The organism is uncultured Aquimarina sp., from assembly GCF_947492115.1.
Lineage (GTDB): Bacteria > Bacteroidota > Bacteroidia > Flavobacteriales > Flavobacteriaceae > Aquimarina.
In genome coordinates this window covers 845,932-859,077 of sequence record NZ_CANLMM010000002.1, presented here as the reverse complement: position 1 = coordinate 859,077, position 13,146 = coordinate 845,932, and the positions used below count along the sequence as shown (strand labels likewise).

14 protein-coding genes are annotated in these 13,146 nt (G+C 31.9%); 7 read left to right on the top strand and 7 right to left on the bottom strand.

Annotation, left to right across the window (positions count from 1 at the left end; translation table 11 throughout):
- From Q1A73_RS09020 to Q1A73_RS09005, 4 genes are all read left to right on the top strand, one after another.
- Nucleotides 1–747, top strand: coding sequence for a succinate dehydrogenase/fumarate reductase iron-sulfur subunit (locus tag Q1A73_RS09020; RefSeq protein ID WP_299604397.1), 747 nt, complete (start codon nucleotides 1–3; stop codon nucleotides 745–747).
- A 211-nt stretch (nucleotides 748–958) separates the two neighbouring features.
- Complete coding sequence (locus Q1A73_RS09015; RefSeq protein ID WP_299604395.1) at nucleotides 959–1,681, top strand: hypothetical protein; 723 nt, start codon at nucleotides 959–961, stop codon at nucleotides 1,679–1,681.
- A 78-nt stretch (nucleotides 1,682–1,759) separates the two neighbouring features.
- Nucleotides 1,760–2,263, top strand: a complete 504-nt coding sequence (locus Q1A73_RS09010; protein ID WP_299604393.1) for a hypothetical protein — start codon at nucleotides 1,760–1,762, stop codon at nucleotides 2,261–2,263.
- A 74-nt stretch (nucleotides 2,264–2,337) separates the two neighbouring features.
- Nucleotides 2,338–2,910 carry a hypothetical protein gene (locus tag Q1A73_RS09005; protein ID WP_299604391.1) on the top strand — a complete coding sequence of 191 codons (573 nt, stop codon included), beginning with the start codon at nucleotides 2,338–2,340 and terminating at the stop codon, nucleotides 2,908–2,910.
- 10 nt (nucleotides 2,911–2,920) lie between these two features.
- On the opposite strand, the gene Q1A73_RS09000 is transcribed toward Q1A73_RS09005, so the two are convergent.
- Complete coding sequence (locus tag Q1A73_RS09000) at nucleotides 2,921–3,628, bottom strand: LytTR family DNA-binding domain-containing protein (protein ID WP_299604389.1); 708 nt, start codon at nucleotides 3,626–3,628, stop codon at nucleotides 2,921–2,923.
- A 10-nt stretch (nucleotides 3,629–3,638) separates the two neighbouring features.
- Complete coding sequence (locus tag Q1A73_RS08995; RefSeq protein ID WP_299604387.1) at nucleotides 3,639–4,787, bottom strand: sensor histidine kinase; 1,149 nt, start codon at nucleotides 4,785–4,787, stop codon at nucleotides 3,639–3,641.
- Between the two features lie 237 nt (nucleotides 4,788–5,024).
- On the opposite strand from Q1A73_RS08995, the gene Q1A73_RS08990 reads away from it, so the two are divergent.
- The gene (locus Q1A73_RS08990) at nucleotides 5,025–5,474 is read left to right on the top strand and encodes a hypothetical protein (RefSeq protein ID WP_299604384.1); all 450 of its coding nucleotides are present in this window, start codon (nucleotides 5,025–5,027) and stop codon (nucleotides 5,472–5,474) included.
- A 53-nt stretch (nucleotides 5,475–5,527) separates the two neighbouring features.
- Entirely contained in the window at nucleotides 5,528–6,346 is an 819-nt protein-coding gene (locus Q1A73_RS08985; protein ID WP_299604381.1) for a DUF2306 domain-containing protein, read from the top strand.
- 4 nt (nucleotides 6,347–6,350) lie between these two features.
- On the opposite strand, the gene Q1A73_RS08980 is transcribed toward Q1A73_RS08985, so the two are convergent.
- Nucleotides 6,351–7,169: an NAD(P)H-binding protein gene (locus tag Q1A73_RS08980; RefSeq protein WP_299604378.1), complete on the bottom strand. Its 819-nt coding sequence runs from the start codon at nucleotides 7,167–7,169 to the stop codon at nucleotides 6,351–6,353.
- An 8-nt stretch (nucleotides 7,170–7,177) separates the two neighbouring features.
- The gene (locus Q1A73_RS08975; RefSeq protein ID WP_299604376.1) at nucleotides 7,178–9,553 is read right to left on the bottom strand and encodes a M28 family peptidase; all 2,376 of its coding nucleotides are present in this window, start codon (nucleotides 9,551–9,553) and stop codon (nucleotides 7,178–7,180) included.
- Between the two features lie 312 nt (nucleotides 9,554–9,865).
- On the opposite strand from Q1A73_RS08975, the gene Q1A73_RS08970 reads away from it, so the two are divergent.
- Nucleotides 9,866–10,336, top strand: a complete 471-nt coding sequence (locus Q1A73_RS08970) for a CBS domain-containing protein (RefSeq protein WP_299604373.1) — start codon at nucleotides 9,866–9,868, stop codon at nucleotides 10,334–10,336.
- Between the two features lie 2 nt (nucleotides 10,337–10,338).
- Here the strand turns inward: Q1A73_RS08970 and Q1A73_RS08965 are convergent, their stop codons facing one another.
- The 3 genes from Q1A73_RS08965 to Q1A73_RS08955 all read right to left on the bottom strand — a co-directional run bounded on the left by Q1A73_RS08965 (nucleotide 10,339) and on the right by Q1A73_RS08955 (nucleotide 13,015).
- Nucleotides 10,339–10,935, bottom strand: coding sequence for a hypothetical protein (locus Q1A73_RS08965; RefSeq protein ID WP_299604370.1), 597 nt, complete (start codon nucleotides 10,933–10,935; stop codon nucleotides 10,339–10,341).
- 118 nt (nucleotides 10,936–11,053) lie between these two features.
- Nucleotides 11,054–11,404, bottom strand: coding sequence for a hypothetical protein (locus Q1A73_RS08960; protein WP_299604367.1), 351 nt, complete (start codon nucleotides 11,402–11,404; stop codon nucleotides 11,054–11,056).
- Between the two features lie 138 nt (nucleotides 11,405–11,542).
- Nucleotides 11,543–13,015 (bottom strand): cellulase family glycosylhydrolase, encoded by a 1,473-nt coding sequence (locus tag Q1A73_RS08955; RefSeq protein ID WP_299604364.1) that lies wholly within the window; start codon nucleotides 13,013–13,015, stop codon nucleotides 11,543–11,545.
- Nucleotides 13,016–13,146 lie beyond the last annotated feature (131 nt).

Here is a 13,146-nt window from a genome sequence, read left to right as displayed (position 1 = left end):
ATGAATCTTACATTAAAAATATGGCGTCAAAAAAACGCTCAATCTAAAGGAAAGATAGTAGAATATCCAATTTCAGGTATTGAAGGAGACATGTCTTTTTTAGAAATGCTAGACGTGTTAAATGAAGAGTTAATCAATAAAGGAGAAGAGCCTGTAGTATTTGATCACGATTGTAGAGAAGGTATTTGTGGATCTTGTTCTTTGCAGATTAATGGAGAACCACACGGACCAGATCGTTTGATTACGACTTGTCAACTGCATATGAGAAAGTTTAATGATGGTGATACGATCTTTATTGAGCCATTTAGAGCTAATGCTTTTCCAGTGATAAAGGATCTTATGGTAGATAGAAGTGCTTTTGATAGAATTCAGCATGCGGGTGGATATATCTCTGTAAATACTTCAGGAAATACGATTGATGCTAATGCTATTCCGGTTAATAAAGAAAATGCAGATGATGCGTTTGCAGCAGCTACTTGTATTGGATGTGGTGCTTGTGTAGCAGCCTGTAAAAATGCTTCTGCAATGTTGTTTACTTCGGCAAAAGTTTCTCAGTATGCATTATTACCACAAGGACAGGTTGAGGCTACTGAGCGTGTCTTGGCAATGGTAAATCAAATGGATGAAGAAGGTTTTGGTAACTGTACTAATACGGGTGCTTGTGAAATCGAATGTCCGAAAGGAATATCTTTAGAGAATATTGCACGAATGAATCGTGAATATTTAAAAGCAAGTGTGAAAGGATAAATTTCAGTCATACAAACATAAAAAAATCCCAAATCAGAAGAGATTTGGGATTTTTTTGTTTTAAGGTGTATTTTTTGTGGTAACAATTTTATCATTAATGACATTAACTAATAGTAAAGGAAAAGTTCTGGATGGTACACAAATAGTTAAATGACTATTACAAGAGCTTTTTATTAGCTATTTTTAATTAGAAATATCAAAAACAAATATGATGAGAAGAACCGTTTTATTAGCCTTAATAGCTTTAGTAACCTGTAGTGTGGGAGCGCAAAATCGTATTGATAGAAGTACACTAACACCAATTGACCTATTATTTAGACCGCTAGAGTATAAAGAAAGAGATAGACCAGGAGAAATTGAAAATGTTGATCTAGAAGGAGCAATAGGATCTCCTTATGAGGATAAAGTTTTTAGACAAGGAGAACTGGTAGACTTAAGATTTGAGAAAAAAGTAGTTGGAATGTTCGTAAGGTACAATGTGTACTCTAATGAAGTTGAGCTAGTGAAACATCCAGAGAGCAAAAACATAAATGCAATGATCAAAGCGGATAAAGTTTATGCTAAAATTGGTGCTAAAGAATATCATTACAAAGAATACCAAGATGCTAATAATGATCTTAAGAAAGGATATTTAATAAAGCTGAGATGTAATGCAAAAATCAATGTGTATAAAGAGGTTATAAAAACTTTTGTTCATCCAAAAGTAGCGCAAACATCATATCATAAAAACGAACCAGCTAAATTTATGGATACTGAGAAGTACTATATGGAAATTGATGGAAAGTTGGTGCATATTAAAATGAATAAGAGGAAAATTGTAAAATCATTCCCTGGTAAGCAAAGTGAGTTAAAAGACTATATCAGTAAAGAAGGATTAAAATTTAAAGAAGAAGTGGATTTGGTTAGATTAGTTGCATACTACGACACCTTATAAAAATTATTTTTTGTTAAACGCTAGAGAACTCCAAACTTACATTGGTTTGGAGTTTTTTAATTCCTAAATAATTGCCTCATGATAAGAATATTACTTTGTTTAATAGCACTCTTTACAGTATGTGTAGGGTGCGGCAAAAAAGATGAAATCAATCAAGATTTTATTGAAGAAGTTGCTTCCTTACGATCAGATAATGAAAGAAGAGTGTTTTTGGAAGAAATACGTATTTCTAATCAAAAGTCGAGAAATAATATAATACATATCGAGTCTGTTTATGGTTATAATAGTAAAGAGAGATCAAAAGCACTAGAGGAAAAAATCATAGCCGATAAGATTCATTTACAAAAAATAGAACTGTACTTAGAAAAGTATGGACATCCATCTGCCGAAATACATGGAGAACTAGCAGCTAAGACTCCATATATCATCTTATATCATTGTAGTAACCTAGAATCTAAACAGAAAAACTTCGAATATTTATATAAAGCATATAAGAATGGGGATTTAAGAGCTAATAGTTTTGCTATGTTTTTAAGTAGTTATTACAATGATCAATTCGACGAAAATTATTACCTTCCGTAGTGACTACAATGACACATTGCTTTTCTTTTACGGTTTATATTAGTAAACTTTAGATAAACATCAAAGATTATATTATGCAAAAAGTATTAACTTTCTTGATATTAATTTTAGCTTTTGGTAGTTGTAAAGAAAGAGGTGTCTCTTCTGAAGAAGATTTTGTAAAAAAAGTGAAAAGCTTAAATACTATTGATCTTCAAAAAGAATTTCTGGAGGAAATATATAAAACCGACCAAGAAACTAGAAATGCATTGAATGATGCTAGACTCACATATGGATATGATAGTGCTGAAAAAAAAGAGGTACAACAAATAATGGTGAATAATGATCGAAATAATTTTCAAAAGATAGAATTGTACCTACAAAAATACGGACACCCAAGTATAGCCGAACATGGAGAGAAAGCGTCTAGAGCACCTTGGATTGTAATTCATCATACCGGCGATATAACATCCAAAGAAAGAAATTTCACCTATTTATACGAAGCATACAGAAAAGGAAACCTAGAATCTGGTAGTTTTTCCTTGTATCTTGAAAGATTACATCGCACAAAATTTGGTAATCGATTTACTTTGCCCAACCCATATAGAGAGGAACAATTGATTGACTCACTGATAACGAGACTTAATTTGGTAGTTAAAGAGTACTAAGTTTAGATTTCTATTTCTTCCATAATTTTTCCTCTACAACCGTTTTTAACACTTGATCTCGGTAATTTCTACTTAACGGAATAGAGGTATTCCGAATTTGAATTTCATGGCTAATTACAGTATCAATTTTTGTAATAGCTATAATATATGATTTGTGAACTCTAATAAAATGTTGCGGATTTAATTTTTCTTCAATGTCTTTTAGGTTTAGCAATGTTATATGTTTTCCTTTGGTAGTATGAATGGCTACATAATTCTGTAGGCCTTGTATATAAAGGATGTCGTTACAATATATTTTTTCGTATTTATGTTCGCATTTTACAAAGAAGTAAGAATCTTCGGTATTCTTTTTATTAGACTTTAAAATAAATTGTTCTTTAGCCTTTTGTACAGCTTGTACAAACCGATCAAATGTGATAGGTTTTAATAGGTAATCTAAAACATTTAGACGAAATCCTTCTATAGCATAACTTGGGTATGCTGTGGTGATAATTACCATGGGTAAGTTTTTAGTAATTTTCAAAAAATCTATACCACTCATTTTAGACATCTGAATGTCTAAGAATATCAAATCGATCGTCTGTTGATCCAATATTTCCGACAATTCTAACGGATTTTCGCAAGTATCAATGATTGTTAAAAAATCAACTTCTTTTGCATAATTGGAGAGTCCTTCTCTAGCTAATGGTTCATCATCAACAATAACTGTTTTTATCATAGTGTTTTTTTTATGAAACCATATTTCTGTTTTGTACCACCTGATCGTTCATAATCAACTCTTCTAAGGTAATTCTTAAGCTAATACTAAATCGTGTTTTTTGATGATCAATTTTTAAATCATATTTTTTGGGATATAGTAAATCTAACCTTCTGGTCACATTTTCCAGTCCAATTCCACCGTAAGTTGAAGTCTTTTCAAAGTTATTTCTGTTTTCAATACTATTACCAACATAAAAATGTAGGCAATTATCATTGGCTAATTGCGCTTTTATTTCAATCCAATTAAGTATGTCTTTAGAATTAGACACGTGCTTAAAAGCATTTTCTACAAAAGTGACTAGAATAAAGGGAGCGATTCGCATTGGGATTTTATTGGCTAGATGTACAGAAAGATCAATCTTTAGGTTTTTATTTCTCCTTAACTTTTCTAAGGCTACAAAATTTTCTAAATAGCTGATTTCTTGATCAAATGGAATGAGCTGTTCATTACATTCATATAGTTGATATCGAAGTAAATCCGAAAACTTGGCTAAAGCAGTAGAAGCTTCACTAGGCGCTTTATGAATTAAAAAAAATATAGAATTGATAGTGTTGAATAAAAAATGAGGGTTGAACTGATGTTTTAGAAATTTAAGTTCTGTAGTTAATTTTTCATGCTCTAATAACTGCTGCTTTTGTTGATTTACCAATGAGTTTTTAGCAAGTTTTATACATAATCCAAGTAATAATGTTCCAGAGGTGGCGGGTAAAATTTCTGAAGTAAGTGTATGAAAATAAGTCTCTCCTTTTTCTTCATTAAAAACGCAAAAGTAATCCAAAGGTTCTCCAATGATAAAGGCACTCAAAAAATAGCAGCCAAACATAATGCAACTTATGGTTCCTATCCATACTACTAGAGATATAATATATGTTGTTAATTTTCCTTTGTAAAGGTATTTAGGTAATAATACATAAAGATTAAAATATGTAGCCAAAGTATGCACTACTACATAAAATAGGAATATGATATACCTCGGTGAGAAAAACATAGCTTTATAGGCTACGGACAAGCTTAGTTCAACGACGCCCCAAGAAAAGAAGTAAAAACTCCAAAATACGAAATGGTAGATTTTATAAGTAAAAAACCAATTTGCCTTTATTTTTTCTAGAGGTAGCATGGTTTTAAGATATAAAAAAGGAATTAATTTATACGATCATTTTATCAAATACCGCTTTTTTTTGATCAAATACAACTTCTAAGGTGTAACGGGTTGTTTTTCATATTTAATCAGCAATACATTAGTCAAAATAGCTTGGTTTAGTAGTTTGTCAAAAGCTTGCTTCCACTCATCAAAACTCTTTTGACTATAAGGTAAAATAGGGTTGCTTTACTATTCAATTAACATCTTACTAAAATGAACTTAAGTAAAGCAAAGGACAAATCATCAATTGATAAAAAGGGTTGTGTAGATATATCTAAGATGAGGCTTTATCTTATGAAAGGTCTCTATACACTTACTTTTTTGACGCTAGGTTATAGTTCTTGGTCCGAAATCCTATATCCGAGTGAACAATGGGGTCCATATGATGGAGTTACTTATAGCTTTTGGGCGTCTTATGCGATGTTGATGGGAGTAGGTATAAAATATCCATTAAAAATGCTACCCTTATTGTTATTACAACTATTCTATAAATCGGTTTTCTTTTTTGGAGTATATATTCCATTATGGTCATCGGGTAGTCTTCCAGAGACTTTTAAAGGTTTTTTAAAACCATTTGCTATAGGAATCCCGATAGATCTTTTGGTGATTCCTTGGATATATGTTTACAAAGCTTATTTCAAAAATCTATTCAAATTCAATTAGGGTATCACTTCAAAATATCAATTTCATCAATCATATTATTAAAGTTTAAAGTTATGAATACAACTTATATTAATCAAACTAATACCATAAGGTCACAAAAGATGCTACATATTAGTGCTAGAGTTTGGTTCACTATTGCAGTATTAGGACAATGGATTTTTGCATTTTATGTAACTACGTTTTATGGAACGGCGGCAATCGAAGGTAATTATCAAAAATGGAACGAAGTACTACCGCATGGTTATACAGAAGGAGCTACCATTAGTAATGTTGTAGTGGGTATTCATTTGCTGTTTGCTGTGATTATTATCATAGGTGGACCACTACAATTTATTGATAAGATTAGAATGAGAGCACGGTCTTTTCATCGGTGGAATGGAAAAATATACCTTGTTACCACATTTATTGCTGGTTTTAGTGGAATTTATATGATCTTGTCCAAAGGTTCTGTTACAGGATGGATTGGTGATATAAGTGTGAGTTTTAATGGAATTCTAATGATGATTTTTGCTGTATTTGCATGGAGAACAGCTTTACAAAAAAACTTTGTATCTCATAATCGTTGGGTATTACGTTTGTTTCTGGCTGTAAATGGAGTGTGGTTTTTTAGGATAGGGTTAATGTTGTGGTTATTTATCCATGGAAAACCAGTAGGGTTTGATCCAGAAACTTTTAGAGGACCGTTTATTACTTTTTTAGGATTTGGTCAGTATCTTATTCCATTAAGAATCCTTGAAGTATATTTGAAGGTAAAGGATAGAAAAATAGCGTTGGAGCAGTGGAGTATGACCATGGTTCTATTTATTTCTATAATAGCTACAGGTATCGGTGTTTTTGCAGCCACGGTTGGTATGTGGTTGCCAAGATTATAATATATTAAGAGTTATATAAATCATGAGTGAAATTGTATTGTAATGATTCATTTACTTTGGTAGAAGCGATTATTTTTCCTTTAGAAGAAGATTCAAAATCATAATCAGGAATTGGTAAGTTCATTTGCTTACAAATAGTACTGTAGTATTCGGACTTTTTAGGATGATCTGGATAAGACGCATTAAAAATTTGATCCCATTGATCCATTTCAATTATTTTTTGGATAACGCCAATGCAATCTTCTCTATGGATGAGGTTTACTGGAGCTAATGGATTTTGAATGTTTTTTCTTTTAGATAGCATCGTTGCAGGGTGTCTTCTACTGTCAAACAAACCTGCGAAACGAAGTATAGTAGCTTTGAAGCTAGGATGATTTCTTAATAGTTTTTCGGTTTCAATAAGTTGTTTTCCAGCATTTTTTGTAGCATTAGGAATAGTGTCGGATGTGATTTCTGGAAATCCTTCTTCATCTGTATACACAGAAGTTGAACTTATAAAGAGAACTTTTTCTACTCCTGATGTTATGATATAAGGAATTATATGTTCAATTTTAGCTACAAAATTACTTTCTGGGTTTCTTCTTAAACCAGGAGGAATATTAATAATTAAGATTTCACTGTTTTCTAAAAATAATGCTTTCTGGTTTTCTGACTTAGTTTCTTTTAATTCAACAATGTAAGGGTCGATACCAGAGTTTTTTAAAATGTCTAATTTATTAACTGAGGTAGTTGATCCTTTAATAGTATATCCATTCGCAATAAGACGCTTTGCCAACGGTAATCCTAACCATCCTGTACCTAGAATACTAATCTGCTTATTCATATAATATCTTATAATTCTGCGGCTAAGTTAGTGCGGATACTACTAGAATCCACAGTTTTTTCTACATATTCTAATCTTATTGTCTTTTTAATTGTAATAGCATCGTTTAATACAAAAGGTTTAGGGATCATGTTTTCTGATCTTTTCGGTATCGAGAACAACTCACTTTCTAGCAAATCATAGGAAGATTCGTATAACACGATCTCAGGAACGGAGTCTTTATGAAATTCCATTCTAAGTTCTAACGGCTCATTATCTCTTAGATGATACGTTAGTAGCCGGTTTCCTGTGCGTTTTGTAAAGGAATTATGAATCGTGCCATCCTTGTTTATAATATCTTTTGTGGTTACTCCATTGGCATATAAACTTTGAAACTCAAATGATTCACGCATGAAGAGATCCATCCTGTTTACATCTCGTTGAGGTCGAATACAAATGTCTAAGATTCGTTTTTCTCCTGCAATACTGTCAAAAGATGTTTCTACCTTAGAAGATTGAATATCTTTTAATGGTGCCTGATTTACATAATTGAATGCACTGCTGTATTTGCTTTCGATTGTATTTTTGTTCCAATCTTTAGCTAAGTTTTTGAGGCGATCAATGTAATTTTTGGTCCAAGAGTCCAGTGTATGATCATAGGAGGTCCAATATGCTTTCTGTTGATCTTCCTGTAAAACATAAATAAGGCTATTTGGTTTTTGTCTTTCCTTTGTGAAATCAGACTTGAAATGTGCTATCCCAATACAAGTTAATGCTGCTAAAAAACTAATAGTTCCTAAAAGACTCTTTTTAGAATAAAACCCGACGACAGGTATCACTAGTGTACATAGAAAAACGGTTAAAATAGAGGAAATAAAAGCTATTTTTAAGCCTAAGGCTACAGGAAAAGAAGCTATAAAAGGTGAAATTAAGAAAATAGACGGCAAACTTAATAGTAACATCAAAAAAGGAAAAGGTCTCTTTTGGTTAATAAGTACAAACTGACAAACTAAACAAAAGAGCACAGGAATGATAAAGTAACTTGCGCCTTGAAGATAAATACTTGCTCCAGTACAAATAAGTATCCAGAAAAATAAAGGTGCAACCAGTAAACTGGGCAATGCTTCTACCTTATCAAATATGCTATAAACTTTAAAGAAGGCTGCTGTTCCTAATAATACGGTTGCGGCAATGTAATAATATCCATTGTAAGGAAAACCATGCAAAATATCGTTATATCCAGTATATATAATTAAGGCTACTTTCCAAAGTCCAAAACCTAGAACACCTGCCAATCCTGAAGATATTAAAAATGCTAAAAACCCGCTACCAACTTCACTAAAAGAGATACGCTTTTTGGATCTTCCATAAATGATAAAACCAATAAACAAAATGATAGCAACGCCTAATAAAGGGTAGATCCAATCAAAAGGATACTTGATTATTTTAAATATAGGCGTGTTGAAATATAAATAGTCTTGTTCCGAGGTAAAGTCGTTGATATTGGATTTAGAAAAGTAAGATAGTAAAGGCATGAGATAACTGCCCTGATGTTGCAGAGTGTTTAGATCAAGATTTTGCCAAGTGTCATTGGCAGTATGATAGTCGAAATGGTCATCTATAAAAGCAAAATTGTAACCAGAAGTGTTTCCGTGTTTTCTAAAAACGGTAAGATCTGTATCGTTAGGAAGTAATTTATAAATACTATATGCTAATGAATTAGTAACGGGAAATTGAGGATCTGCTTTGATAAATTCATCAATCATTTTACCATTTTTGCTATTGGTTTCTAGAAGCATATATGAGTTTCCTCCACTTCCTCTTGCTTCAAAATTTAGAACCAAACCTGCATCTTTTGCCCATGGATGTTCCGATACAAACAAATCCGCTCCATTTAATCCTAGTTCTTCTCCATCAGTGATGCAAATCACAATATCATTTATAGGTGCTTGTTTTGTATATAAAAATGCTCGAATTCCTTCTAAAATTGTTGCTACACCACTTCCAGCATCACTGGCGCCGTAAGATGAATGTTGACTGCTGTCATAGTGTGATAATAAAACCAATGATTTTCCTGGGTTCGAACCCTTGATTTTGGCAACTATATTTTGAGGCTTACTCATGGTTCCTCTATCACCAATCGAAAAGCCTTCTTGGATTTGAGGAGATAAGCCTAATTTTTTTAATTCTTCAATAATGTAGTTTTTTGCTTGATCATGTCCTGGACTTCCTACATAATGAGGGTTTTGGGAAATGTTTTTTACATGTTCTAAAGCTCTTAATGTAGAAAATTCTTGTTCTGGTGTATCTAAATCCGAAATTGTTTGGGGCATACTGCTGTAAAAGATATACCAAATCGAAAAAAGTATAGATATGAATGTTAATACTGCAAGAATTTTTTTCATCAGTTTGTTGCTTATTTAGTTAGTTGAGTCGTAAATATTTGAAATTTAAATGTTTAAGAGTGTTTTTTTAGGGTTGTAATAATTGAAATTGCTATTATTTTTATCAAAATGATTCTTATCTTCTTCATTTCAACACTATTTTTTCAAGATTATTCTTGTTTAGTGTCTTTTTTTGAGAAAAAATCAATTTTTGTTAGAAAATTCATGTTGATAAAGGTAATAAAATAACATTTTAGAATCTTTAATGTTAAAATGATATTGAATAACTAATGTAAAATGACTATATTTAAGATTCACTAAATCACTATAATTATGGGAATTATAAGTTTTCAGGGCGCGAGAACCAAAGTTAAAAGACAAGACAATACTCCGATTAAGGTATCAGATTACATGACCAGGAATTTGATCACTTTTTCTCCTAAACAATCTGTTTTAGAGGTTATGGAAACCTTGGTAAAAAATAAAATTTCGGGAGGACCAGTAGTTAATGAACGTAATGAATTGTTAGGTATTATTTCTGAGGGTGATTGTATCAAGCAATTAAATGAGAGTCGTTATTACAATATGCCTATAGATGATGCTCAAGTGGAGCGATTCATGGCTAAAAATGTTGAAACTATTGATGGGAACATTAGTATTTTTGATGCTGCAAATAAATTTTTGGAAACAAAAAGAAGACGATTTCCTATTATCGAAGATGGTAAATTAGTAGGTCAAATTAGTCAAAAAGATGTAATGAAAGCGGCTTTAAAAATGAATAGTCAACATTGGAGAGATTTATAATACTATTTGTTTTTAGGATTTAACGCTTTTACAAGATCAGTAATTATCAGTTTTTCTTGTTGGTTTCCGGAGATATATAAACTTTTGGAAGAATATCGATCAAAGTTATGTTCAGATTCTTTCCAATTACCGATACCTAATACTGTTACTTTTTCACCTATTTCGATGATTCCTTCTTTGTATCGAAGACTTTTGTTAAACCCTAAAAATCCAGTACTTTTTCTACCATGCTTATGTAAATACTTTTCTAAAAACTCGGGAGCATCTTTCCATGTTCCTGAGGTAAATTCTGCATCTTGATTTAGATACGTCGTTTTGTGAGATTTAGGGGTTTCTGCCATCACAATAGCTTTATCTCCTTCACTTTCAATAATGAAGTTTTGAAACTTTTCTTCTTTGATTATAGTGCGCCAAGAACTGCTTTTTCCATTGCTTCTTTTTTCTTCTATATGTATTTTGTAATACAGACATTTTCTTTGGCTTAATGGTGATAAAAGAGCCTCTTCAATTGGAAAAGCATCTCCCTTAATTTTTATGTATTCACCTTCTTTACATAGTTGAATTCTTTTAAAAGAGTGCTCTTTTAATTTTCGGAGCATTCTATTTTTCTTACTGTATATCTGAGATATAAGAATGACAACGATAAAGGCTATTAAAAAAATAAAAATGAAACCACCTTTTCCAATATCTAGCTGTAAAGAATTAAGAAAATACATATTAACTGTTCCTTTTTACTAATGCGTAATATTCGTTTTCTAATGGAAGATATCCTTGATCGTAAACAAAATAATATACCGTTCCTGCTTTTGTAGTGTATATACTAGTGAAAAATTGAAAATCGAAACCTTTAGAAATTAGCTTTGATTTCGTAGTTTTTGTTTTTTCTTTAGGATTTAGTTCTTCTAGTATTCTATAGTTTTTTCTAAGACGATTATTGATGTTTCTTACCAAGTTTTTACTGTCTTTATTGAGTTTGTTGTTAAAAGCATTTCTACAATAATCACTACAGAATTTTTTGTCTGCTCTACCAATAATTTTTTCACCACATTCTGGACAGTCTTTTTGCATGTTCTTTTGTTTACCTAGCAAGATACAATAATCAGATGTAATCGTTTGTACATGTTTTTGTTATATGTAGAATTTTGTATTAAAAAAGCGGTTTATAGTAACTATAAACCGCTTTTTTAATATATTGATTATCCTCTATTATCGAATAACAATCTTCTTTGTAAATACTTCTTTTGAGTTAGAAGGTGTAACTTCTGAAAGATACATTCCTGCTGTTAGTTTCGAAATGTCATATCTGTAGCTGTCAGAAGACAAAACATCATTTTGTATAAAATCTACTTTTCTTCCATTCAAATCATATATTTTGATAGACTCTATACTTCCAGGTTTATAGTTAAAAGTTACTATTTGCGAAGCTGGATTTGGGTATATACCAAATGATATGTCAGAAACATCAGTTACGCTTAATGTAGATCCAGAACAGTTAGGTATTGGATTAGATAAAATAGGTTGTAGGTAATCCATTTTCCATTGCACCACAGTCGTCCAATCGTTATCTAAAATACCACCTGTATCTCCAGAATTAGGATTTAACGCCCAAAATGTGAAATGTAATTTTTCCTCTTTGATATAATCAATGAATTTTTGGAACCAAATTTCATCTTTTCCACCTTGACCTTTAATTCCTAATTCTCCCACCAATAAAGGAGATGTTCCATTCGTATTCAGGAAATTAAATTGCTCTTCCCAAATACCTGGCATATTGTCTGGGAAATCAGGTGCAGAAAACCATTCTTGATCAAAAACGGTTGGACCATATTCATGCGGAGAATACATTAGTTTTGCTGGATTCGAAAGTCTAACCGGAAAGTCTCTTGCTCCTTGTAAATTTCCTCCCCACCAATACGATGTTACTTCTCCATCTGGTTTTCTATACGCTTCGATCCCTTCTACCATTATTAGTACGTTAGGATTTACTTCTAAGATTGCATTTCCACACTTTTCAGCTGCTAAGCGCCAATCGAATTCATCATTCGTTCCCCATCTAGCACCTTCTGGATTGTCAATTTTACCGTTAGGTTCATTATTAATATCCATTCCGATAACTGCGTCATAATCTTTGTAACGATCCGCTATGAATACCCAATCATCGATCCATTGTTGTTCAGGAACATTATCGGTATACCATAATTTTTCTACTAAATAAGCATCAGGGTTTCTAGAATGACAGTCCAGGATTACTTTCATATCATTTTCTTGGCACCATTGAATAGCTCGATCTAGTAATTGTAGAGGAGTAGTATAACTCGCTTCTTCTTCATTCATAGGCGATACACCACTATAAGGATCAGTTCCGTATGAGTTTATGGTTATCGAAGCACCATCTCTTAGCATCATATTATGCCAAGGAATTCTGAAACAATTAAAACCTAGATCTTTGGCTTGCTGCAATACACTTTTGTGATCTCTAGACCAAATACCATGGAAACTGCTAAGTTGGGTTTCGAATCCAAACCAGTTAACACCTGCTAGGATTACTTCATTTCCATTAGAGTCTAATAATTTGTTCCCACTTACGCTTAGCCAATTACCTTGACAATTTTCTTGGGAAATAGCGATTCCAGATGACAATACCATTGCCATCAAGAACATGATGTAGTTTTTTTTCATTTTAGTTAAGCTTAGTAATGATTTGTATGACTCCTAACGTTAAGGTATTACAGTTTAGTATTTAGGAAAATCTTTTTAGGTATTCTTTTGATTTTTACTTTAAATATTCGCTTTTCTTTATGTTTTGATAT